Annotated in this window: 23 protein-coding genes; 15 read left to right on the forward strand and 8 right to left on the reverse strand. The window is 58.3% G+C overall.

Annotated features, from left to right (window positions below; translation table 11 throughout):
• Positions 1-181 precede the first annotated feature (181 nt).
• The 8 genes from sucC (at position 182) to ACR0NE_RS14270 (ending at position 9,553) form a co-directional block, all read left to right on the forward strand.
• Positions 182-1,375 carry an ADP-forming succinate--CoA ligase subunit beta gene (gene sucC, locus ACR0NE_RS14235; RefSeq protein WP_170395786.1) on the forward strand — a complete coding sequence of 398 codons (1,194 nt, stop codon included), beginning with the start codon at positions 182-184 and terminating at the stop codon, positions 1,373-1,375.
• Between the two features lie 83 nt (positions 1,376-1,458).
• Entirely contained in the window at positions 1,459-2,340 is an 882-nt protein-coding gene (gene sucD / locus ACR0NE_RS14240) for a succinate--CoA ligase subunit alpha (protein WP_170597272.1), read from the forward strand.
• A gap of 34 nt (positions 2,341-2,374) precedes the next feature.
• Complete coding sequence (locus ACR0NE_RS14245; protein WP_170408341.1) at positions 2,375-2,914, forward strand: DUF805 domain-containing protein; 540 nt, start codon at positions 2,375-2,377, stop codon at positions 2,912-2,914.
• On the forward strand, positions 2,911-5,868 hold the full coding sequence (locus tag ACR0NE_RS14250; RefSeq protein WP_170597271.1) for a 2-oxoglutarate dehydrogenase E1 component: 2,958 nt from the start codon (positions 2,911-2,913) through the stop codon (positions 5,866-5,868). Before ACR0NE_RS14245 ends, ACR0NE_RS14250 begins: the two co-directional genes overlap by 4 nt.
• Before the next feature lie 3 nt (positions 5,869-5,871).
• Positions 5,872-7,392 (forward strand): 2-oxoglutarate dehydrogenase complex dihydrolipoyllysine-residue succinyltransferase, encoded by a 1,521-nt coding sequence (odhB, locus tag ACR0NE_RS14255; RefSeq protein ID WP_170408343.1) that lies wholly within the window; start codon positions 5,872-5,874, stop codon positions 7,390-7,392.
• A 1-nt stretch (position 7,393) separates the two neighbouring features.
• Complete coding sequence (locus ACR0NE_RS14260; RefSeq protein ID WP_170395780.1) at positions 7,394-7,663, forward strand: hypothetical protein; 270 nt, start codon at positions 7,394-7,396, stop codon at positions 7,661-7,663.
• A 71-nt stretch (positions 7,664-7,734) separates the two neighbouring features.
• Positions 7,735-9,123, forward strand: coding sequence for a dihydrolipoyl dehydrogenase (gene lpdA / locus ACR0NE_RS14265; protein WP_170465907.1), 1,389 nt, complete (start codon positions 7,735-7,737; stop codon positions 9,121-9,123).
• A gap of 121 nt (positions 9,124-9,244) precedes the next feature.
• On the forward strand, positions 9,245-9,553 hold the full coding sequence (locus ACR0NE_RS14270; RefSeq protein WP_170597270.1) for an EthD family reductase: 309 nt from the start codon (positions 9,245-9,247) through the stop codon (positions 9,551-9,553).
• Between the two features lie 17 nt (positions 9,554-9,570).
• Here the strand turns inward: ACR0NE_RS14270 and ACR0NE_RS14275 are convergent, their stop codons facing one another.
• Genes ACR0NE_RS14275 through ACR0NE_RS14290 form a run of 4 tightly spaced genes read right to left on the reverse strand, consistent with a single transcriptional unit; the run spans position 9,571 to position 12,476 of the window.
• Complete coding sequence (locus ACR0NE_RS14275) at positions 9,571-10,176, reverse strand: pyridoxamine 5'-phosphate oxidase family protein (RefSeq protein ID WP_170513089.1); 606 nt, start codon at positions 10,174-10,176, stop codon at positions 9,571-9,573.
• Positions 10,163-10,903, reverse strand: a complete 741-nt coding sequence (locus ACR0NE_RS14280) for a lysophospholipid acyltransferase family protein (protein WP_170395772.1) — start codon at positions 10,901-10,903, stop codon at positions 10,163-10,165. Before ACR0NE_RS14280 ends, ACR0NE_RS14275 begins: the two co-directional genes overlap by 14 nt.
• The gene (locus ACR0NE_RS14285; protein ID WP_170408348.1) at positions 10,903-11,802 is read right to left on the reverse strand and encodes an FtsX-like permease family protein; all 900 of its coding nucleotides are present in this window, start codon (positions 11,800-11,802) and stop codon (positions 10,903-10,905) included. The genes ACR0NE_RS14280 and ACR0NE_RS14285 overlap by 1 nt, the downstream gene beginning before the upstream one ends.
• Positions 11,799-12,476, reverse strand: a complete 678-nt coding sequence (locus tag ACR0NE_RS14290; protein ID WP_170423929.1) for a cell division ATP-binding protein FtsE — start codon at positions 12,474-12,476, stop codon at positions 11,799-11,801. Before ACR0NE_RS14290 ends, ACR0NE_RS14285 begins: the two co-directional genes overlap by 4 nt.
• Positions 12,477-12,658: 182 nt before the next feature.
• Between ACR0NE_RS14290 and ACR0NE_RS14295 the strand changes: the two genes are divergently transcribed.
• Positions 12,659-13,426, forward strand: coding sequence for a zinc-ribbon domain-containing protein (locus ACR0NE_RS14295; RefSeq protein WP_170597269.1), 768 nt, complete (start codon positions 12,659-12,661; stop codon positions 13,424-13,426).
• Here ACR0NE_RS14295 and ACR0NE_RS14300 read toward each other — a convergent pair.
• From ACR0NE_RS14300 to argH, 4 genes are all read right to left on the reverse strand, one after another.
• Positions 13,423-15,909, reverse strand: a complete 2,487-nt coding sequence (locus ACR0NE_RS14300) for a TIGR02302 family protein (RefSeq protein ID WP_480459863.1) — start codon at positions 15,907-15,909, stop codon at positions 13,423-13,425. The genes ACR0NE_RS14295 and ACR0NE_RS14300 overlap by 4 nt on opposite strands.
• Before the next feature lie 96 nt (positions 15,910-16,005).
• Positions 16,006-17,271: a diaminopimelate decarboxylase gene (gene lysA, locus ACR0NE_RS14305; protein WP_170597267.1), complete on the reverse strand. Its 1,266-nt coding sequence runs from the start codon at positions 17,269-17,271 to the stop codon at positions 16,006-16,008.
• A 293-nt stretch (positions 17,272-17,564) separates the two neighbouring features.
• Complete coding sequence (locus tag ACR0NE_RS14310) at positions 17,565-17,747, reverse strand: argininosuccinate lyase (RefSeq protein ID WP_170395762.1); 183 nt, start codon at positions 17,745-17,747, stop codon at positions 17,565-17,567.
• Positions 17,747-19,135 carry an argininosuccinate lyase gene (gene argH, locus ACR0NE_RS14315; RefSeq protein ID WP_170408352.1) on the reverse strand — a complete coding sequence of 463 codons (1,389 nt, stop codon included), beginning with the start codon at positions 19,133-19,135 and terminating at the stop codon, positions 17,747-17,749. Before argH ends, ACR0NE_RS14310 begins: the two co-directional genes overlap by 1 nt.
• A gap of 21 nt (positions 19,136-19,156) precedes the next feature.
• Here argH and ACR0NE_RS14320 point away from each other — a divergent pair, with 21 nt between their 5' ends.
• The 6 genes from ACR0NE_RS14320 (at position 19,157) to ACR0NE_RS14345 (ending at position 22,783) form a co-directional block, all read left to right on the forward strand.
• On the forward strand, positions 19,157-19,723 hold the full coding sequence (locus ACR0NE_RS14320; RefSeq protein ID WP_170395758.1) for a TlpA disulfide reductase family protein: 567 nt from the start codon (positions 19,157-19,159) through the stop codon (positions 19,721-19,723).
• Between the two features lie 93 nt (positions 19,724-19,816).
• Positions 19,817-20,146 (forward strand): hypothetical protein, encoded by a 330-nt coding sequence (locus ACR0NE_RS14325; protein WP_170395756.1) that lies wholly within the window; start codon positions 19,817-19,819, stop codon positions 20,144-20,146.
• Between the two features lie 59 nt (positions 20,147-20,205).
• On the forward strand, positions 20,206-20,592 hold the full coding sequence (locus ACR0NE_RS14330) for a hypothetical protein (protein WP_170408353.1): 387 nt from the start codon (positions 20,206-20,208) through the stop codon (positions 20,590-20,592).
• Positions 20,589-21,560, forward strand: coding sequence for a sterol desaturase family protein (locus tag ACR0NE_RS14335; protein ID WP_170597266.1), 972 nt, complete (start codon positions 20,589-20,591; stop codon positions 21,558-21,560). Before ACR0NE_RS14330 ends, ACR0NE_RS14335 begins: the two co-directional genes overlap by 4 nt.
• A 90-nt stretch (positions 21,561-21,650) precedes the next feature.
• A complete protein-coding gene (locus ACR0NE_RS14340) occupies positions 21,651-21,839 on the forward strand; it encodes a hypothetical protein (protein ID WP_170395750.1) in 189 nt (62 codons plus the stop codon).
• A 110-nt stretch (positions 21,840-21,949) separates the two neighbouring features.
• Complete coding sequence (locus tag ACR0NE_RS14345) at positions 21,950-22,783, forward strand: EAL domain-containing protein (RefSeq protein ID WP_170597265.1); 834 nt, start codon at positions 21,950-21,952, stop codon at positions 22,781-22,783.
• Positions 22,784-22,864: the final 81 nt, after the last annotated feature.

Raw genomic sequence — 22,864 nt, forward strand, 5'->3', positions numbered from 1 at the left:
TGATCCCGGATCATCGAATCAATTTCCACGCCCCGCAATTTTTGTGATCACACCCCAAAAACCTGTGATCACAAATACTGAAAATCTTCGACAATTTCCCGTGACCCGTCAAAAAACTCTTTAATTTTGGCGCTTAGACACCCCTATAACGGTGTAATCGTAGTCAGACGGGACAATTTCGATGAACATTCACGAATATCAAGCCAAAGCGCTTCTTCGCAGCTATGGCGCTCCGGTCTCCGATGGTCGCGCAGTTCTGCGCGCCGAGGAAGCCAAAACCGCAGCCGGTGAATTGGACGGGCCGCTTTGGGTCGTCAAGGCGCAAATCCACGCGGGTGGTCGCGGCAAGGGTTCCTTCAAAGAGGCCGACGCCGGTGAAAAAGGCGGTGTCCGTCTGACCAAATCGGTGGAAGAAGCCGCCGAAGAAGCCAAAAAGATGCTGGGCCGCACGCTGGTCACCCATCAGACCGGCCCCGCAGGCAAGCAGGTGAACCGCATCTACATCGAAGCCGGTTCGGGCATCGAACGTGAACTTTACCTGGCCCTGCTGGTGGACCGCCAGACCAGCCGTATCTCATTCGTATGCTCGACCGAAGGCGGCATGGACATCGAAGAGGTGGCCGCTGCGACGCCTGAGAAAATCCTGTCCTTCTCGGTTGATCCCGCCACTGGTTATCAGCCCTATCACGGCCGCCGCATCGCGTTCTCGTTGGGACTGGAAGGCGCGCAGGTCAAACAATGCGTCAAGCTAATGAACCAGCTCTACAATGCCTTCGTCGAGAAGGACATGGAGATGCTGGAGATCAACCCGCTGATCGTCTCGGACAAGGGCGACCTGAAAGTACTGGACGCAAAAGTCGGCTTTGATGGTAACGCGGTATACCGCCACCCGGATATTGCCGAGTTGCGCGACACGACCGAGGAAGACCCCAAGGAACTGGAAGCGTCCAAATACGACCTGAACTACATCGCGCTGGACGGTGAGATCGGCTGCATGGTCAACGGTGCTGGTCTGGCGATGGCGACGATGGACATCATCAAGCTTTACGGTGCCGAGCCTGCCAACTTCCTGGATGTTGGCGGTGGCGCGACCAAAGAGAAAGTGACCGAGGCGTTCAAGATCATCACCTCGGATCCGAACGTCAAAGGCATTCTGGTCAACATCTTCGGCGGCATCATGCGCTGTGATGTGATTGCCGAGGGCGTCGTTGCCGCGGTGAAAGAGGTGGGCCTGCAGGTCCCGCTGGTCGTGCGTCTGGAAGGCACGAATGTCGAGAAAGGCAAAGAGATCATCAACACCTCGGGCCTCGATGTGATCGCAGCGGACAACCTGAAAGACGGTGCCGAGAAAATCGTGAAGGCCGTCAAAGGCTGAGTGTCATCCCGTAGGGTGGGCTTCAGCCCGCCTTTCCCAAGATTTTGGCGGGCAGAAGCCTGCCGTATAAAGGAGAACGCCAGATGGCAGTCCTCATCGACGAAAATACCAAAGTGATCTGTCAGGGCTTTACCGGCTCGCAGGGCACATTCCACAGCGAACAGGCAATCGCCTATGGCACCAAGATGGTCGGCGGCGTGACACCAGGCAAAGGCGGGATGGAGCACTTGGGTCTACCAGTGTTCAACTCGGTCCACGAGGCCAAGCATGTGACCGAAGCCAATGCCAGCGTGATCTACGTGCCGCCGCCGTTTGCGGCTGACTCGATCCTCGAAGCGATTGATGCCGAGATGGAAGTGATCGTTTGCATCACCGAAGGTATCCCGGTTCTGGACATGATGAAGGTGAAGCGTGCGCTGGAAGGATCGAACTCGCGCCTGATCGGCCCGAACTGCCCCGGTGTCATCACGCCCGACGCCTGCAAGATCGGCATCATGCCCGGCCACATCCACAAGCGCGGCTCGGTCGGCGTTGTGTCGCGTTCGGGCACCCTGACTTATGAGGCCGTCAAGCAGACCACCGATGTAGGTCTGGGCCAGTCCACCTGCGTGGGCATCGGCGGCGACCCGATCAAAGGGACCGAGCATATCGACGTGCTGGAATGGTTCCTGGCTGATGACGAAACCGAGTCGATCATCATGATCGGTGAAATCGGTGGCTCGGCCGAGGAAGAAGCTGCGCAGTTCCTTGCGGATGAGGCCAAGAAAGGCCGCAAGAAGCCCACGGCAGGGTTCATCGCGGGCCGCACGGCCCCTCCTGGCCGCCGTATGGGCCACGCGGGCGCCATCGTCGCCGGCGGCAAAGGCGGCGCCGAGGACAAGATCGAAGCCATGCGCGCGGCTGGTATCGTCGTGGCCGAAAGCCCGGCGCAGCTGGGTGAGGCTGTGCTGGAAGCCATCGGTTGACCAGAATTTGACTGCTTTGGGAGGAGCGGTAAACATGACTTTCGGCGAAGCCATTAAAACCTGTTTCTCCAAGTTTTTCACCTTTTCGGGCCGTGCCTCGCGGCCCGAATACTGGTTTTTTTTCCTGTTCATCGTGATCTGGAGCATCATTGCCGGGATCATCGACTGGCAGTTCTTCACTCAGGTCGCAGTGACTGAAACCGAAACATCCAAATCCGTCACGGCCACCTCAACAGGCCCGGTCCAAAGCATCGTCAGCCTGATTGTCTTCTTCCCGCATCTGGCCGTTGCATGGCGGCGGATGCATGATACCGGGCGCAGCGGGCTTTATGCTCTGCTGCCGATCCTGCTGATACTTGGTGCGCTTGCCGTCCTGATCTTTGGCATCGGCCTTGCCAGCCAGTTCCATGGCGGCACGTTGGATATCCTGTTCACCCGCGCAACTCTTCTTATTGTCATTCCGACACTTCTTGTCCTGTTTGTGTCGCCCCTCCTGGTTCTGTGGTGGCTGACCCGCCCCAGCGAACCAGGCACCAACCAATACGGTCCCAACCCATATGAGGTAGCCCAATGACCGAACACTCGCCCAACACCGCCTTTCATGCCTCAAGCTTCATGCAGGGGCATAATGCCGAATATCTGGAGCAGCTTTATGCCCAGTACACCAAGAACCCCGGTGCGGTCGACGCAGCCTGGGTCGAGTTCTTCAAGGCCATGGGCGATGACGCGCCGGATGTGCAGCGCGAGGCCGAGGGGCCTTCGTGGGCACGCAGCGATTGGCCTCCGATGCCTGCGGATGATCTGACCGGTGCGTTGACTGGCGAGTGGGCCGAGATCGACGCCAAGGCGGCAGGCAAGAAGATCAAGGGCAAGGCCGAAGCCAAGGGGGTCGAGGTCAGCGATGACCAGATCAAGCGCGCGGTGCTGGACAGCCTGCGGGCGCTGATGCTGATCAGGGCCTATCGTATCCGGGGCCATCTGGCAGCTGATCTGGACCCGCTGGGCATGCGCGCCGCCAGTACGCATCCCGAGCTGGACCCGAAGACTTACGGGTTCACCGATGCTGACATGGATCGACCGATCTTTATTGACAACGTGCTGGGCCTGCAGATGGCCAGCATGCGCCAAATCGTCGAGATCGTGAAGAGGACCTATTGCGGCACCTTCGCGCTGCAATACATGCATATCTCGAACCCGGAAGAGGCCGCGTGGCTGAAGGAACGCATCGAGGGGTTCGGTAAGGAAATCGCCTTCACCAAGGAAGGCCGCAAGGCGATCCTGAACAAGATGGTCGAGGCCGAGGGGTTCGAGAAATTCCTGCATGTGAAATACATGGGCACCAAGCGGTTTGGTCTGGACGGTGGCGAGGCACTGATCCCCGCGATGGAACAGATCATCAAGCGCGGCGGCGCCTTGGGCCTCAGCGATATCGTCATCGGCATGCCACACCGGGGTCGTCTGAACATTCTGGCCAATGTGATGGGCAAGCCCTATCGCGCGATCTTCAACGAGTTTCAGGGCGGCAGCTTCAAGCCCGAAGACGTGGATGGATCAGGCGATGTGAAATATCACCTCGGCGCGTCAAGCGACCGAGAGTTCGATGGCAATAGCGTTCACCTTTCGCTGACCGCAAACCCAAGCCACCTTGAGGCGGTGAACCCAGTGGTTCTGGGTAAGGTACGTGCCAAGCAGGACCAGTTGAACGACGAAGACCGCACCAAAGTGATGGGCATTCTGCTGCACGGCGACGCAGCCTTTGCCGGACAGGGTGTTGTGGCCGAAGGCTTCGGCCTGTCGGGTCTGAAAGGGCACAAGACCGGCGGCACCATGCATATCGTGGTGAACAACCAGATCGGTTTCACCACCGCGCCGCACTTCAGCCGCTCCAGCCCTTATCCCACGGATATCGCGCTGATGGTTGAAGCTCCCATCTTCCATGTGAACGGCGACGACCCCGAGGCGGTGGTGCATGCCGCTAAGGTGGCGACCGAGTTCCGTCAGAAGTTTCACAAGGACGTGGTGCTGGATATCTTCTGCTATCGACGGTTTGGTCACAACGAGGGCGATGAGCCCATGTTTACCAACCCGATCATGTACAAGAAGATCAAGACGCATAAGACCACGTTGTCGCTGTATACCGAGCGCCTTGTCAGGGACGGGCTTATCCCCGAAGGCGAGATTGAAGACATGAAGGCGGCCTTTCAGGCACATCTGAATGAGGAGTTTGATGCCGGGAAAGACTACAAGCCAAACAAAGCCGACTGGCTGGATGGGCGCTGGTCGCATCTGGACAAGCACAAAGACGAATACATGCGCGGTGAAACCGCAATTACACCAGAGACGCTGGCCGAGATCGGCACCGCTCTGACCAGCGCCCCCGAAGGTTTTGCGATGCACAAAACCGTGGGCCGGTTGCAGGACCACAAGAAACAGATGTTCGAAAACGGAACCGGCTTTGACTGGGCAACGGGCGAGGCTCTGGCGTTTGGCTCTCTGCTGACCGAAGGCTACCCTGTACGTTTGGCCGGACAGGACGCGACGCGTGGCACATTCAGCCAACGCCATTCCGGATTTGTCCATCAGGAAACCGAGGAACGGTATTACCCGCTGAACAATATCCGCAAGGGCCAATCACATTATGACGTGATTGACTCGATGCTGTCCGAATACGCGGTGCTTGGGTTCGAGTATGGCTATTCACTGGCCGAGCCCAACGCGCTTGTTCTCTGGGAGGCACAGTTTGGCGATTTCGCCAATGGGGCACAGATAATGTTCGATCAGTTCATCAGTTCGGGTGAATCGAAGTGGCTGCGGATGTCTGGTCTGGTCACGCTGCTGCCGCATGGGTTCGAAGGGCAAGGCCCAGAGCACTCATCCGCACGGCTTGAGCGGTTTCTGCAAATGTGCGGTCAGGACAACTGGATCGTGGCGAACTGCACAACGCCTGCGAACTATTTCCACATCCTGCGCCGTCAATTGCACCGGACCTTCCGCAAGCCGCTTATCCTGGTGACGCCGAAGTCGCTGCTGCGCCATAAGCTGGCTGTCAGCAAGGCCGAGGAATTCACTACAGGCTCGAGCTTCCATAGGGTGCTGTGGGATGATGCTCAACAGGGCAACTCGGACACTAAACTGGTGGCAGATGACAAGATCAAGCGGGTCGTCATGTGCTCGGGCAAGGTCTATTTTGATCTGCTTGAGGAACGCGATGCGCGCGGCATCGACGACATCTACTTAATGCGGATCGAGCAATACTATCCTTTCCCTGCGCATTCGCTAATCAACGAGCTTGAGCGCTTCAAGGGGGCCGAGATGGTCTGGTGTCAGGAAGAACCCAAGAACCAGGGGGCCTGGACCTTTATTGAGCCCAATATCGAATGGGTTCTGACCCGCATTGGCGCAAAACACACCCGTCCGGTCTATGCCGGTCGCGCAACTTCGGCCTCGCCCGCGACGGGTCTGGCCAGCCAACACAAAGCCCAACAAGAAGCGCTGGTGAACGAAGCGCTGAGCATTGAAGGAAAGTAAACGATGACGATTGAAGTTCGTGTTCCCACGCTGGGCGAGTCTGTCACCGAAGCCACCGTTGCGACATGGTTCAAAAAACCCGGCGATGCAGTCGCCGTAGATGAGATGCTATGTGAACTTGAGACCGACAAGGTCACGGTCGAGGTGCCCTCACCCGCTGCTGGCGTGATGGGTGAGATCGTTGCAGCCGAAGGTGAGACCGTGGGCGTCGATGCCCTGCTTGCCACGATAGCGGCGGGCGAAGGGGCTGCGCCTGCTCCGGCAGCGGCGGCCCCGGCCCCGGCCCCGGCGGCAGCGGCACCCGCAGCATCAGGCGGCAGTGTAGATGTGATGGTGCCGACATTGGGTGAATCCGTCACCGAGGCTACAGTCTCGACATGGTTCAAACAGGTCGGCGACAGCGTTGCACAGGATGAAATGCTGTGCGAATTGGAAACCGACAAGGTCTCGGTCGAGGTCCCTGCCCCGGCGGCAGGCGTTCTGGCTGAAATCGTTGCGCCTGAAGGCAGCACGGTCGATGCTTCTGCCAAATTGGCGGTGATCTCGGGCGCAGCCGCAGGTGCAGCAGCGGCTCCGGTGGCGGCCGTCGCCGCTCCGGCTGCAGCCAGCACAGGTAAAGACGTGTCCAACGCTCCATCGGCTGAGAAAGCGATGGCCGAAGCTGGTCTGTCTGCGGATCAGGTCACTGGCACCGGACGCGATGGTCGTATCATGAAAGAAGACGTGGCAAAGGCAGTTGCAGCAGCTACGGCCCCAGCGCCTGCGGCGGCTGTGCCCGCCCCCGCTGCCCAAACTCCGCGCGCGCCTGTGGCTGCCGAGGATGCGAGCCGCGAAGAGCGCGTGCGCATGACCCGTCTGCGCCAGACCATCGCCAAGCGCCTGAAGGACGCGCAGAACACCGCCGCGATCCTGACCACCTATAACGAGGTGGACATGACCGAGGTGATGGCCCTGCGCAACCAGTACAAGGACCAGTTCGAGAAGAAGCATGGCGTACGTCTGGGCTTTATGTCCTTTTTCACCAAGGCCTGCTGTCATGCGCTGAAAGAAGTGCCCGAAGTGAATGCCGAGATCGACGGCAATGACATCGTCTACAAGAACTTCGTGCATATGGGTGTGGCCGCAGGTACGCCGCAAGGGCTGGTGGTTCCAGTCATCCGGGATGCGGACTCGATGTCTTTCGCAGCGATCGAGAAAGCCATCGCCGAAAAGGGCAAGCGCGCCCGTGATGGTAAACTCTCGATGGCGGAAATGCAGGGCGGCACTTTCACGATCTCGAACGGAGGCGTCTACGGCTCGCTGATGTCTTCACCGATCCTGAACCCGCCGCAATCGGGCATTCTGGGCATGCACAAGATCCAGGATCGTCCCATGGTCATCAATGGTGAGATCAAAATCCGCCCGATGATGTATCTGGCGCTGTCCTATGATCACCGTATTGTGGACGGCAAGGGTGCTGTGACATTCCTTGTCCGCGTAAAAGAGGCGCTGGAAGACCCGCGCCGTCTGCTGATGGATCTTTAAGATGGCGACTCATGTACTGTGGCAAGCCGATGTGGCCGATTTCGATGCCTGGCTGAAAGTGTTCCGCGAGGATCAACCGATGCGCAAGGCCGCGGGTATCCGCGACCTGCATGTCTGGCGCGATCCAGATCAGCGGGATCATGCGATAGCGATGTTCGAAGTTATGAATCTGGATAAGGCAAAGGCGTTTTTTGGGTCGGAAGAGTTGGCGATGCATCACGAGCGGGGCGGGATAGCCCATATCTCGATCAAGCTGCTGGAACCCGTTTGAAATATAGGTACCCGACCCACCACACCGGATCGGGACGCTGCCGGATCACCCGGTCGATTTAGGAGAATGTAATGGCAAATTATGACGTCATCGTAATCGGCGCCGGACCCGGCGGCTATGTCTGCGCCATCCGTTGCGCCCAACTGGGCCTTAAAACCGCAGTTGTCGAGGGGCGCGAGACGCTGGGTGGGACTTGCCTGAACGTGGGCTGCATCCCCTCGAAAGCATTGTTGCATGCCAGCCATCAGTTGCACGAAGCCGAACACAACTTTGCAAAGATGGGTTTGAAGGGGAAGTCACCTTCGGTCGATTGGAAGCAGATGCAGGCCTACAAGGACGAGGTCATCGATGGCAACACCAAGGGCATCGAGTTTCTGTTCAAGAAGAACAAGATCGATTGGCTGAAAGGCTGGGGCTCAATCCCTGCTGCGGGCAAGGTCAAGGTTGGTGATGAGGTCCATGAGACCAAGAACATCATTATCGCGTCGGGTTCTGAGCCGTCAGCGCTGCCCGGCGTCGAGGTTGACGAAAAGGTCGTAGTGACTTCGACTGGCGCGTTGTCTCTGGGCAAAGTTCCCAAGAAAATGATTGTGATAGGTGCCGGTGTGATCGGGCTTGAATTGGGCTCGGTCTACAGCCGTTTGGGCGCAGAGGTGACGGTGATCGAATTCCTCAAGGAAATCACGCCGGGCATGGACCCTGAGGTTCAGAAGACCTTCCAGCGCATCCTGAAGAAACAGGGCCTGAAATTTGTCATGGGCGCTGCGGTGCAAAAGACCGAAGCGACCAAGACCAAAGCCAAGGTGACCTACAAGCTGCTCAAGGATGACAGCGAGCATGTCATCGATGCCGATACCGTGCTGGTGGCCACCGGGCGCAAGCCCTATTCGGACGGGCTTGGGTTGGACGCTCTGGGTGTCGAGATGACCCCGCGGGGCCAGATCAAGGTCGGTAGCGATTGGCAGACCAACGTACCGGGCATTTACGCCATCGGCGATGTGACCGAAGGCCCGATGCTGGCCCACAAGGCTGAGGATGAAGGCATGGCCGCCGCCGAGCAGGTTGCAGGCAAGCATGGTCATGTGAACTATGGTGTCATTCCGGGGGTCATCTACACATGGCCCGAGGTGGCCAATGTCGGTGAGACCGAAGCGACACTCAAAGAACAGGGCCGCGCTTACAAGGTTGGCAAGTTCATGTTCATGGGTAATGGCAGGGCCAAGGCGAATTTCGCAGCCGACGGGTTCGTCAAGATTCTGGCAGACAAAGAAACCGATCGCATTCTGGGCGCGCATATCATCGGCCCCGCGGCCGGAGACCTGATCCACGAGGTTTGCGTCGCCATGGAATTCGGCGCATCAGCCGAAGATCTGGCCCTGACCTGTCACGCTCACCCGACCTATTCCGAAGCAGTGCGCGAGGCGGCGCTCGCCTGTGGTGACGGGCCAATTCACAGCTGACCCGACCTGAGCAGGTCCTCTACCTAGTCTCCTTGGGCGGCACCCCGTGTCGCTCAAAACCATTTGCGGCAGGTGATCAGACGCGGTTTACTGACTCCATTGCTTTTGGAAAGGAAGTCAGATGAGCGTCAGTTTACAGGTGATCTATCCCATAGGTACAGAAACACATTTCGATTTCGACTATTATGTCGGCACACATCTTCCGCTTGTCGGCGAGCACATGGGGTCACATATCGAACGTACGGTCGTAACCAAAGGCATTGCGGGAGGCCCGGATGAGGCGGCGGGTCACTACGCGATCGCAACGATCATATTTGAAGATCAGGACGCCATGAACGACGCTATGTCAAAGGCAGGCCCTGTCCTGGCCGATCTGCCAAACTTCACCAATGTCAAACCGCAGATGCTGATCGGTGATGTGATCGGCTGAATCAGAGCCATCCTTGCCTACCACATGGTTTTAGCGGCGCGGGCACCCCATTCCTGATCGTATTGCGCGCCGCCTTCCTCTCCTGACGTCATTTCCGACAATATCTCGCCGGCCGTCGGCAGGCCCTCGCTTTCATCGTGGCCACTCCAGGTTCTGGCCCGGATCAGGGCGCGCGCGCATTGTGTGTAAATCTCGGATATCTCGATTACGATGACGGTTGCGGGGCGTTTTCCGTGTTTTTCGAACCGGGCGCGCAGGGCTTCATCATCAGTCAGTTGAGCGTTCCCATTTACCCGAACCACATTGTTCGAACCGGGCACCATGAACAACAATGAGACGCGTGGATCGAGTACGATATTTCGCAGGGAATCCAAGCGGTTGTTTCCCCGCCAATCCGGCAGTGCCAGGGTGCCTTGGTCCAGTTCCAACACAACTGGCCCTTCATCTCCACGCGGGCTGCCATCGACACCTTCGGAGCCGACGGTGCTGAGGATACACAAGCGTGAGGCCATAATCCATTTGCGGTAGAGCGGTGTTAGCCGCCGCGCCACTTTGCGTATGGAGGCTGCGCCGGGTGTGCCATACAGAGCCTCAAGGGCAGTGATATCCTTAACGAATTCCATCCGGGTCAAACCCCACTTCTCTCATCAATTCGTTCGAGCGTGTCTCAATCACGTTTTCCAGCTGCTCAAGAAAGGCATTCCGCGCAACGCCGGGTTCGATCGGATTAAGGAAATCGACAATCGCGGTGCCTGGCTTGCGCATGACACCGGTTCTGGGCCAGAAGACGCCCGCATTGGTGGCAACTGGCACGCACGGGAACCCAAGCCCTTCATACAGAACCGCCGTTCCAACCTTGTAGGGTTTGTGCACCCCAGGCGCGACGCGCGTACCTTGCGGGTAGATCACCAACTGACCGGGTTCGCTGAACTCGCGCGCAACATCCTTGACCATTTTGGCAACCGCCGCCCCTCGTTTTCCGCGATTGACCGGGATACATCCCAGACGGCGCGCATACATGCCAATGACCGGCGTCCACAGAAGCTCTCGCTTCATGATGAATTTGCCGTGTGGGATGGCGTCGAAGATTATAATGATGTCCAGAAACGACTGGTGCTTGGCGCCGATCACAACCTCGCCATGTGGGACTTCCCCGCGCACTTCGCAGCGAATACCGACCATCCAGCGGGCCAACCACTTGGTTGTGCGCGCATAGGTTTTGCATGCTCGCAATGCACCACGCTTGGCGAACAGCGCATAGGGGGCAAAGACAAGCCCCAGCACCAGCATCCAGGCATAGATGGTGATCATAAAGATCAGCGACCGGACCCATTGAATAGCCATGAACATCACGAAAGCTCCTTCAACTTGCGCTGCGCGGCTGACCATGTGGCCAGAAACGCAACGGCCGCGCCCAATACCGGGATCAGCACGGGCAGGATCCAACCGATACCCTGAAACCCAAGGCCAGTGAGAAAACCACCCGCATCCGAGGCTTCAGGGAGCAACAATACACCCGTCATACCCAGCAAAGTGCCAACTGCTGCTCCAAACAGCGCCCGGAACGTAAAGCGGCGCACGAACGCTCCGGCGATGAACCGGTCCCGCGCGCCGACCTGACGCAGAACCTCGATTATCTGCGCGTTGGCGGCAAGCGAGGCGTTGGCGGCAAGCGTGATCATGGCGGCAGTGGCGCCACCGATCAGCAGGATCGAAATCCAGCCTAGACGCCGCAGTGAATTGGCCGCATCAACCAATGGTTCGCGCCAGCGAGTGTGATCATCCAGCACTGCGCCCGGCACCTCAGCCCCTAGCCGCAGCCGCAGGCCAGCCGCATCAAGACCCGGCTCACCTTCGATAATCTCGATCAGCTGCGGGATTGGTAAAGTGTCCAGAGGCAAGTCCGGTCCGAACCAGGGTGACAGCAGTGTGGCCTGCTCTTCGCTCGTCAACGCGCGAGCCGAAGCCACACCCGGCGTTTGCTGGAGGACATTCAAAGCAGCCTCGGTTTGCGCCGCACGTTGATCTGCAGGGGCATTGATCCGCAAGGTCGCTGCCCCCGCCAACTCTGAAGCCCAACGATCCGCCACACGGCCCGAGGCTAAAGAAAGAGCCAGCGCAAAAACCGCCAGAAAGGCCATTGCACCAGACACGAACAGGGTCAATTGCGCGGTAAAGCCCGTGGGTGGCACCACCCGGTCGGCGCGGCTGTCACGGCGCAGCAAATTGCGGATCGTGCCCTTGCTCATAGATCCGCCCCCGCAAGCTGCACCCGGCGCTGCGCGATGCGCAGAACGCGAGCCTGAACCTGGCTTTTGGCGGCGCGGATCAGGCTTAGGTCATGGGTGGCGATCAGCACGGTTTTTCCCATCCTGTTCAATTCGACCAACAGGCGCAGAAGTCGTTGCGACATCTCCCAGTCCACATTGCCGGTGGGTTCATCCGCAAGCACCACATCGGGCGATAGGATGACTGCGCGGGCCAATGCGGCACGCTGGCGTTCGCCCCCCGATAGTTCAGGCGGGTGCGCCTCAAGCCTGCTGCCAAGCCCGACCCAGCCAAGCAGTTCGGTCAGATCGTCCTGCTGCCCATTTTCAGAGCGCCCCGAGACCATCAGCGGCAACGCGACATTCTCGGCCAGCGTCATGTGATCCAAAAATCGGCAATCCTGATGCACCACGCCAATTCGGCGGCGCAGCAGCGCCATCTGATCGCGGTCCATGCGGGCGATATCCTCACCAAAGGCCATCAACCTGCCCGAGGTTGGCAACAACGCGCCATAACAGAGTTTCAGCAATGTGGTCTTGCCCGCACCCGAAGGCCCGGTCAGAAAGTGGAACGATCCGGGCTGTAATTGCAGCGAAACATCGCTTAGCAACTCACCACCGCCGTAGGTATAGCTGATATTCTCCAGCTCGATCACGCCTGCCCCCTTTATTCTGCTCACCTCTTGCCCGAGCGCAGCGGTGGATTCAATGCCTTGGGCGGGGCCAATTGGCGACACTTGGCCCGCGAAACCGAAAACACGCTTTGCTGTTGGGTCTTAACGGAATATCATCCCTGAAAAAACTATTATCAGGCCAGCCTTGAAGGCCAGGAGGCAGAATGCGTTTAACGTGTCCGAATTGCAGCGCCCAGTACGAAGTCCCGGACGAAGTGATCCCCGAGGACGGGCGCGAAGTTCAATGCTCGGCTTGCGAAGAGACCTGGTTTCAGGAAAAGTATCCAGTCGCCAGCAAAGCAGAGCCGGAAGCGAAATCTGCAACTGCAATCCAGGCAGCCTTTGCCGAACCGGAAGATGTTAAGTCAGAGGATGCGCCAGAACCCGATACGGCCAAGGCCGAGCCAGAAAAGGTTAAGGCAGAAGACACACCAGAACCCGATGCGCCCGAGGAATTGAGTGTTGGAAACGTAGACCCGGCGGTATCCAGCATCCTCAAGGAAGAGGCTGCACGCGAGGCAGAACTGCGCGAGCGTGAAGGCAGCAATCTGGAAAGCCAACCTGATCTGGCATTGGATCCGCCTGAAGAGCCCAAAGTCAAACCGAAACGGCCCTCGGCCACTGAAACCGCCGCTGACGCAGGTCAGAAAGATGAGCTGCCGGATGTTGAGGCGATCAACTCGGGTCTGCGCAGCGACTTGACATCGGACGAAGCTGAAGCCGTTGCTCCGGCCCGCAAATCCGGTGGGTTTCTGCGTGGCTTTGCCTTGATCATTATCATCGGCGTCATTCTGTTTCTGATATATGGAAACGCCAATCAGATCAGCGAGGCGGTTCCTCAGGCTGATCCGATGCTGAAATCATATGTCTCACTGGTCGATCAAGCGCGCCTTTGGCTTGAGACACAGACCGGGGGCGCAGGGCAGAACTAGAACCTTTCGAGCAATCGCTTGAGGTATTCCAACTCGATCTGAGGCCGATCCTGTTCACCGGTCCTACGGCGGATTTCATCCAGCAACTCGCGCGCACGGCGATATACATCTTCGCCTTGCAGCAAGTTGTCGTCGGTCGAGATTGATCCCGCGGAACCTGGCGTACGACCCAATGGATCGCGGTTATTGGCCTGCATGTCGCCGGCCTCGGTCCCTTGACCCGGCTGGTTCTGCTGGTTCTGCGCCAGGGCTTCGCCCAGTGAACGCATGCCTTCGCGCAGGGCTTCCATCGCCTCGGATTGACGGTCAATCGCCTCGGCCAGATCATCGCTGCGCAAGGCGTCTTCGGCGTCGTCCATGGCCCGGCCCGCACGGCCCAATGCTTCGCGCGCAGCGTCGCCTTCGGGTGTACCACCGCCGGGCAGACCCTGTTGCTGCCGATTCAACTCATCCCGCAGCGCCTGCTGCCGATCCGCCAGTGACCCCTGACCTTGCTGGCCTTCACCAGCCTCATCCTGACCCTGGCCCTGACCGCCCTGGCCTTCATGGCTCTGGCCGCGTCCCAGACCACCATTGCGGCCCTCATTTCCCTGACTTTCGCCCGCTTGCGCACCGGGGTTGAACTGTTCCTGCAGGTCGCGGAATGCCTGATCGCTGAGGCCCTGTTGTTCGCGCAGGGTTTCTGCCAGCCCTTCCATGGCCTGCTGTCCTTCGGACTGGCCACCTTGGCCCTGCCCTTGTGTGACGCGCATGTTTTCCATCATTTGCTGGAACTCTTCCAATGCCTGCTGCGCCTCGGCCATGCGGCCTTGTTCCATGAGCTCCTGAATGCGGTCCATCATTCGCTGCAGGTCATCCTGCGTCATCTGCAGGGTTTCGCCGTTCTGGCCCTGCTGTCCTTGCTGCGTCTCACCGTTTTCCTGCGCCAGACGCTGGAGTTGCCGCATGTAATCCTGTGTCGCTTCGCGCAGCTCCTGCATCAGTTCGGCAATCTCTTCGTCGCTGGCACCGTTCTGCATCGCTTCGGTCAGACGCTCCTGCGCACGGCGCATCCGTTCCAGTGCGTCGGCCAGCGTGCCATCCTCGATCAGAACCGCCAGATCCCACAGTGCTTGCGCAATTTCTTCCTGCTGTTTGACGTTCAGTGCGCTGTATTTGTCGAAGGTCTCCAGCCGCCGCAGGATCACACGCAGACGTAGATACGCTGTATCTGAGCGGAACAGGTCCTCGGGTAGGTGCGAAACCGCACGCAGCAATTGCGATACACGCAGCGCATTTTCGCGCGACCAGAGCAGATCGCGCCGCTGTTCGGTCACCGCAGCAGCCAATGGGTCAAAGAACCTACGGGCTGGCAGTTCTGTCAGATAAGGTTCTGCCACCGTCTCTTGATCTGACGCGTCGATAGCCATGAGGGTTATTTTTACCGGCAAATGTGCCCAAGGGTGCTGCGAGAAATCCTCGATCAAGTCTTCGGTGAAATCGGTCCGATCGCCTGTAATCGGCATTGGCAACTCGACCGTAATGATCTCGCGCGGTTCAGGCTCGGTCGCAAGACCGAATTGACGGTTGACCGCTGGCAGGTCCAATTCAATCCGGGCTGTGCCGGAGACGATTCCATAGTCATCCGCAGCAGCGAAGGGCAGCTTCATCTGTCCGCCAGCCTCTGATTGCGCCACTCCTGCCGTCGCGATCCTGGGCGCAGTGTCTGGAAGGATCTCAAGCGCCCAATCGCGCCCTGCCGGGCCATCAATCCGCATCTGGCCCGAGCGTTCCGCAACAAATTCTTGTTCCGGGTCCGTCGCGGCTTGTGTGCCCAGAGGCGTCGAAGTTTCCGTCAGACTATGTGCGCCGACTTCGCCATAAAATCGAAGCGTGATGCGGCTGCCTTTGGGCACTGTCAATGTTGGATCGGTCTGATCGGCCAGATAGAGCGTTGGCAGCCCGGTGTAGCGCGGCGGTTCAACCCAACCCTCCCAAGTCGGGCCCTGCCCCGCCTGAGCGGTCCCCGGCGTCATGTCAGCGACCGAGCCTATCCGCCAGAACGAGCCGAACAGAGCCGCAACGACGAGTGCCAATAAGGCAGCATAGCGAAGCGCATAGGGATCGCGAGACGCCAGCCGCAAGTCGGGTTTCACCGGATCGGCCTTTGATGCACGATCTGCCATGCGCGTCTGGTGCGCATGCCACAGTGCCACCGAATCCGCATCCATCGTACCGATTGCCTGATCGTCCATCAGTGCTTGTATCGGGCGTCCGGGCAGGGTTTCATCCAGCCGAACCAGCGCCTCGGCCCGAGTTGGCAGGTGGAACCGTCTGATTCCCAAAACCGCTGTCGCAATTAAAGCAATCAATCCGACCGCTGCAGAAATCCAAACGGCTTCAATGCGCACAAGATCGTGCAGACCCAGCATCAGGGCGGCCAGCAGCGCCATAAGAATAGAAAAGAACGGCCAGAAGGCGCGCATCACCTGCTCAGCCAGCATACCCCCGTGCGTCAGCCACAGGGACAGTCTTGGAATTGGCAAGGTCTGGTTGTCGCGCAAGGCGGGCCTCCTGATCGGCCCGACGCGCCTATCGCGTCAAAGCCACTCAGGTATGGTATCGCGGTTTATGATTTCGTCAAAGCTTGGGCGTTCACGAATTACGGCAAATTGATCCCCGTTCACCAGAACCTCAGGGATCAGGGGCCGCGTATTGTATTCGCTAGACATGACTGCACCGTAGGCACCTGCACTGCGGAATGCGATAAGATCGCCCGATTTCAAAGCCGGCATGTTGCGTTGTTTTGCAAAGGTATCCCCGGATTCACAGACCGGACCAACGATATCATACGGGCGCTGTTCGACCCCTGCGGCAGGTTCTTCGACCGCCACTATATCATGATACGCCTCATACATCGCGGGGCGGATCAGGTCGTTCATTGCGCCATCGAGGATCAGGAAATCGCGGTCTTCGCCGGATTTAACATAGATGACCTTGGACACCATCAGACCCGCATTGCCAGCGATCAGCCGACCGGGCTCAATCTCGATCTCGCAGCCCAGATGGCCCAGTGTTTTCTTGACCATCGCACCATATTCAACCGGCAGCGGAGGCGCGTCGTTGGAACGGGCATAAGGAATACCCAAACCACCGCCTAGATCGAGGCGGCGGATGTTATGTCCCTCAGCGCGTAGACGCTCGGTCAGCTCAGCAACCTTGTTATAAGCCAGCTCAAACGGCTCCAACTCGGTCAGTTGTGAGCCGATATGAACGTCGATCCCAATCACCTCCAATCCCGGCAGGCTGGCGGCCAGCGCATAAACCTCGGACGCACGCGAGATTGGGATGCCGAACTTGTTCTCGGACTTGCCGGTGGCGATCTTGGCGTGGGTCTTTGCATCCACGTCCGGGTTCACCCGGACGGTGATCGGCGCAACCTTGCCCAATTCTTTTGCGACCGCGTTAATCACCTGCATTTCGGGTTCAGATTCGACGTTGAACTGACGAATGCCACCAGTCAGAGCGGTGCGAATCTCATCCGCCGTTTTGCCGACGCCAGAGAAGACGATCTTGTCTCCGGGTACGCCTGCGGCTTTGGCGCGCAGATATTCCCCGCCCGAAACCACATCCATCCCCGCGCCAGCTTGCGCCAGCGTCTTCAGGATGGCCTGATTGCTGGCCGCTTTCATCGCATAGCAGATAAGGTGATCAGTGCCCTCAAGCGCGTCATCGAACAGCTTGAAATGCCGCTGCAGCGTCGCCGTCGAATAGACATAGAACGGGGTTCCGACCGCGGCTGCGATTTCGGAGATTGGCACATCCTCGGCGAAAAGCGCGCCGTCGCGGTAGAGAAAATGATCCATACCGCGCGCTTAGACCAAAAGAGGTATGTGGATCAAATGATTCCGGTAGGGTTGTGGTCACCGTCGCGGTTCAGAACGTCTTTGACGCGCCAACCCTCGCATATCCTGAAACCGAGACCCCGGACCCGCTAGGTGCGGCCGTTGGTTCCGTTCGGGGTGCGCCTGACGGGTCGCAAGCTGCAAGTACGGCGAGGCAGAGGATCAGGCCGACAGGTCTCATGCATTTTCTCTTTGTCATTCAGGACGTGTCAGATGCAGATGGGTGTGCGATCAGCAAATTGCAATTTTGGAGTTCAGAGCCCCAGATAAACGCCCAGCCCACCGCGTCTGAGACCAACGCCAACACCGCCATAGGTGCCGCTGCTGCCTACGCCGACGCTTGCGCTCATGGTGGGCTGTATGGGTTCGCCATCGGCACCACACCCAGCCAAGGCCGCTGCGACCGCAATCAATAGCACCACCCGTCGTATCTGCATTACACCAGCGCCTTCCATCGCTTGATCTGGGCCCGCACCTGATCCGGTGCGGTGCCGCCATAGGATTGGCGAGAGTTTACCGAATTTTCGACGGTAAGAACAGAATAGACGTCGTCGGTGATGTCCGCGTGGACCGATTGCATGTCCTCCAGCGTCAGATCCGGTAGGTCGCAGCCCTTGCTTTCAGCCATGGCCACCAGCGATCCAGTGACATGGTGCGCGTCGCGGAAGGGCAGGCCCAGCACGCGGACCAACCAGTCGGCTAGGTCGGTCGCAGTTGAAAAGCCAGACCCGGCAGCGGCAGCCAGGCTTTCGCGATTGGCGGTCATGTCCTTGACCATGCCTTCCATCGCGGCAAGTGCCAGCATCCAGTTATCTGCCGCATCAAATACCTGTTCTTTGTCTTCCTGCATGTCCTTGGAATAGGTCAGCGGCAGCCCCTTCATCACCATCATCAGGCCAGTATTCGCACCAAATATGCGGCCAACCTTGGCACGGATGAGCTCAGCTGCATCGGGGTTCTTCTTTTGCGGCATGATTGATGAACCAGTCGAGAAGCGATCAGACAGTGATACAAACCGGAATTGGGCCGAGGACCAGATTACCAGTTCCTCGGCAAAGCGCGACAAGTGCATGGCGCAAATCGAGGCGGTCGACAGGAACTCCAATGCGAAATCGCGGTCGCTGACAGCGTCCAGTGAATTGGCTGCGGGGCGGTCGAAGCCCAGCGCCTCAGCTGTCATCTGGCGGTCGATTGGGAAAGAGGTCCCGGCCAACGCGGCTGCGCCCAAGGGGGATTCGTTCATCCGGGCACGGGCGTCACGCACGCGGGACAGATCGCGACCAAACATCTCGACATAGGCCATCATGTGGTGGCCCCATGTCACCGGCTGCGCGGTTTGCAAATGGGTGAAACCGGGCATGACCCAATCCGCCCCGGCCTCGGCCTGCGCCAAAAGCGCGCGGATCAGGGCCAGAAGACCGGATTCTGCGGCATCTAGCTGGTCGCGAACCCAGAGTTTGAAATCGGTCGCCACCTGGTCGTTTCGCGACCGGCCCGTGTGCAGACGGCCTGCGGGTTCTCCGATCACCTCTTTCAGTCGCGCCTCGACATTCATGTGAATGTCTTCCAGCGCAGTCGAGAACTGAAATTCTCCGTTCTGAATTTCTGACAAAACGGTGAGCAGGCCTTCCCGAATGGCGTGCGCATCACTATCAGTAATAACGCCTGTGGCAGCCAACATGGCGGCATGGGCGCGCGAGCCTGCGATGTCCTGGGCTGCCATCCGCTGATCGAACCCGATCGAGGCATTTATCGCCTCCATGATCGCGTCTGGACCAGCGGCAAAGCGGCCGCCCCACATCTGGTTCGAAGATTGATCGGTCATGAAAGAAAACCCGGAGTTGATATGCGCCTGTTACGTCTGATCCCCCTTTATATGGCCCTAGCGCTGGGTGCAAACGCCGCTTTGGCAACAGATGCGGCAACGCTTGGCCCATTGCGTGAGGGCAGCCTGAAGCGGCTGATCCTGCATAGTGAGCCCAAGCCGGTCAAAGTGGTCGATTTTGAACTAGAAGATGATGGTGGCACCGGATCGCTGGCCGACTACAAAGGCAAGTATGTGCTGCTGAACTTCTGGGCCACATGGTGTGCGCCGTGCCGCAAAGAAATGCCTCAGATCGCTGAACTGCAACAGGAGTTTGGCGGTGACAAATTCGAGGTTCTGACCCTGGCGACCGGTCGCAACACACCTGCCGGGATCAAGAAGTTCTTTGACGAAAACGGCATCGACAACTTGCCGCGTCATCAGGATCCGAAACAGGCGGTTGCACGCGAAATGGGAGTGATTGGCCTGCCGATCACTGTGATCATCGACCCCGATGGCAATGAGATCGCACGCCTGATCGGTGATGCAGAATGGAACTCGGACAGTGCCAAGGCGATAATTTCAGCGCTTGTCGAAGGCAATAGCTGAGGTCCCGCGCGCTCTTGCAGAAAATCTGTGTTAGAATGAGACCGGCCCCAACGGGCCGGTTTTCGTTTGCGACCGGAAGAAAGGGAGACTCCGATGAAACCGGTAGTTCTGTTGATTGGGCGGTTGCCGAATGTAATCGGCAACGTGGCACAACAACTGGATCACCTGCCGATTCAGTGGCTGGGCGCGCATGATCAGGATGAGGTGCGGCGGCAGCTGGACGCGGAACCGCGCATCGCCTGTGCGATCATGGGCGCGGGTCTTGATGACAAGATACGCGGAGAAATGGTTGGCATCATCGCCGCGCGCAGGCCCGATATCTGCATCCATCTCAAAGATCGGGCCTCTGGCCCTGACGGGTTAATGCCGTTTGTCGCACGCATCGTCCAGCATGAGATTCTGGAAAGCCTGGAAAGCGGCTGACGCCACGCCACCTTTGACAGACAAATCGCCCGCTTGCAGGTTATCTGCAGGAGGATGGAATGCCGCTGGAAATACTATTGATCCTCGTCGTCGGCGGCATTGCCGGGGTCGCCTTGCTGCTGCATCTGACGGGCAAGTCACGCTTGCAAGTGCTGACGCCCGAGACAGCGCACGAACAGTGGCTGCGTCACTTTCCAGATGATTCCATCATTGACGTGACCGTTGCCCATGATGGTCACGCCGCCCTTATCCGAACCGAAACCGGAGCCGGTCTGCTGTGGTCCTTTGGTGCCGATACCGTGGCCCGCCATTTGCGAGATTTCGATTGGCTGGATCATCCCGAAGGCTTTGAAGTCCTGTTCCACGATTTCAGCACTCCTCGGGTCATCGTCCACCTTGATGAGACCGAACGCCAGCACTGGCAAAATCTGATGGATCCCGCATGACCGATCAAGTGAGTTTTCCCGACGCGGTGCAATGGGCCGTGCCCTTCTTCATCGCGGCCATTCTGGCCGAATTCCTTTGGATCGCGATCAAAGGCCGGGGCGGTAGGTACGAAACCCGCGATGCCTTGACCTCGCTAATCATGGGGGCAGGCAATATCGCCTCGGGCTTTTTGCTGGGCTTCATCGCATATGCGTTTTTCATGTGGCTGTGGCAGATCACACCGCTCAACCTAGGGACCTCGATCCCGGTCATCATCTTGTGCTTTGTACTGGACGATCTGCGGTATTACTGGGTGCACCGCTTTGGGCACCGCATTCGCTGGGTCTGGGCCAGTCATGTGAACCACCACAGCTCACAGCATTACAACCTCACAACGGCGCTGCGGCAGACCTGGACCTATACATTCACCTTCATGATGGTGGTACGTGCGCCGCTAATCTTACTAGGCTTTCACCCGGCGATGGTGCTGTTCGTCGGAGGTCTGAACCTGATCTACCAATTCTGGATCCATACCGAAGCGATCGGCAAAATGCCGCGCTGGTTCGAAGCCGTCATGAATACGCCCAGTCACCACCGCGCCCATCATGGGCGAAATGCGCGATATCTTGATTGCAACTATGCGGGTGTCTTTATCATCTGGGACAAGATGTTCGGCACATTTGTCCCCGAGCAAGAAGATGACAAGGTCGACTATGGGCTTGTCCACAATATCGGCACGTTCAATCCGCTGCGCGTGGCGTTTCATGAATGGGTTGGAATCTGGCGGGACGCCACCCAACCGGGCCTGACCTTGCGCCAACGTCTGGCTTATTGTTTTGCCCCTCCGGGCTATAGCCACGATGGCAGCCGCGACAATTCCCAACAGATCAAGGCCAAGCACCTTGTCCGCCATCCGCAAGATCACGGCACACCGGGATTCGAACAGTTCGGCACCAAATCACCTGCTTCCACAGCCAAGCGGGCCTAGGTCTCAAAAAGACCTTTTCTTTGCTTGAAATTTGGCACAAGCGCTCCATATCCCCTGAGATGTTTTAAGAGTGCATTTCCGGAGGTCCGCATGTCAAAGCTGATGAGAATTTCTACGATCACAGGTTTGCTGGGCCTCGTCATCACAATGACCGCCGCACTCAACGGAGCAATGCCCGCGCTATTGGGGCTGGGATTTGTCATGGCCGCGCTGGGACTTTTAGGAGCGCTTATCGGTGCGGCTGCTTCGCTGCGTCATGCTTGGCAATCAACACACTGATCTTCCGCCCCGCCACCTGCGATAAAATTTTGAGCGTTAACCCCGGTTTTACCTGTCTTCCCTGAAACTGGCCCCGGCCAAAATCATCGGGATCAGGGGAACGGTACGTCATGGGAAACAGGAAACGCGCAGACCTGCCCGAGGGATCGGACGACCCCTTAAGCGCCGCCGTCACTTCACGGGATCGATCGGTGGTACAGATGGCGACCGAAGCCGTGAAGCATAGACAATGCAGGCTGGCGTTCCAGCCTGTCGTTCAAGCACATCCTCCTCAGGGCATCGCGTTCTACGAAGGGTTCATCCGTGTATTGGATGAAACCGGCCGCGTCATCCCCGCGCGCGAGTTCATGCCACAGGTTGAAAACACGCCAATTGGCCGGGACCTTGATTGCGTCGCGCTTGAAATGGGGCTGCGCACTCTGATCCGCAACCCTGGCATCCGCCTGTCAATCAACATGTCCGCGCGGTCCATCGGTTATTCCAACTGGTCGCGTGTGCTGGATAGGTTTCTGAAAAAAGACGCAAGCTTGGGCGAAAGGTTGATTCTGGAAATCTCAGAATCTTCGGCGATGCAGGTGCCCGAACTGGTGGTAGATTTCATGGATCGCCAACAAGCCCGCGGTATCGCCTTTGCGCTGGATGATTTTGGGGCCAGTAACTTTGGCTTTCGCCACTTTCGTGAATTTCTGTTCGATGCCGCCAAGATCGATGGGCAGTTTATCAGGGGCATCAGCAGCAATCCCGACAATCAATCGCTGGTGCGCGCACTGATTGCAGTTGCGCGGGAATTCGAAATTCTTGTCACTGCCGAATCGGTCGAAAGTGACGAAGATGCTCATTTCCTGATCGCAAACGGTGTCGATTGTCTGCAGGGCTTCCTATATGGGGCGCCTTCAGTCACTCCGCTCTGGAGCTCGGAAAAAGCTGCAAAAACGGGCAGTTGATAGCAGCTGGTCGCGCGGAACACCGCCAAGGCTCACTCTGAGACAAGCTGTCCGTTGCTGCAGATGCAGCATTGCGTTATT

This window comes from Ruegeria sp. C9 (assembly GCF_056537585.1).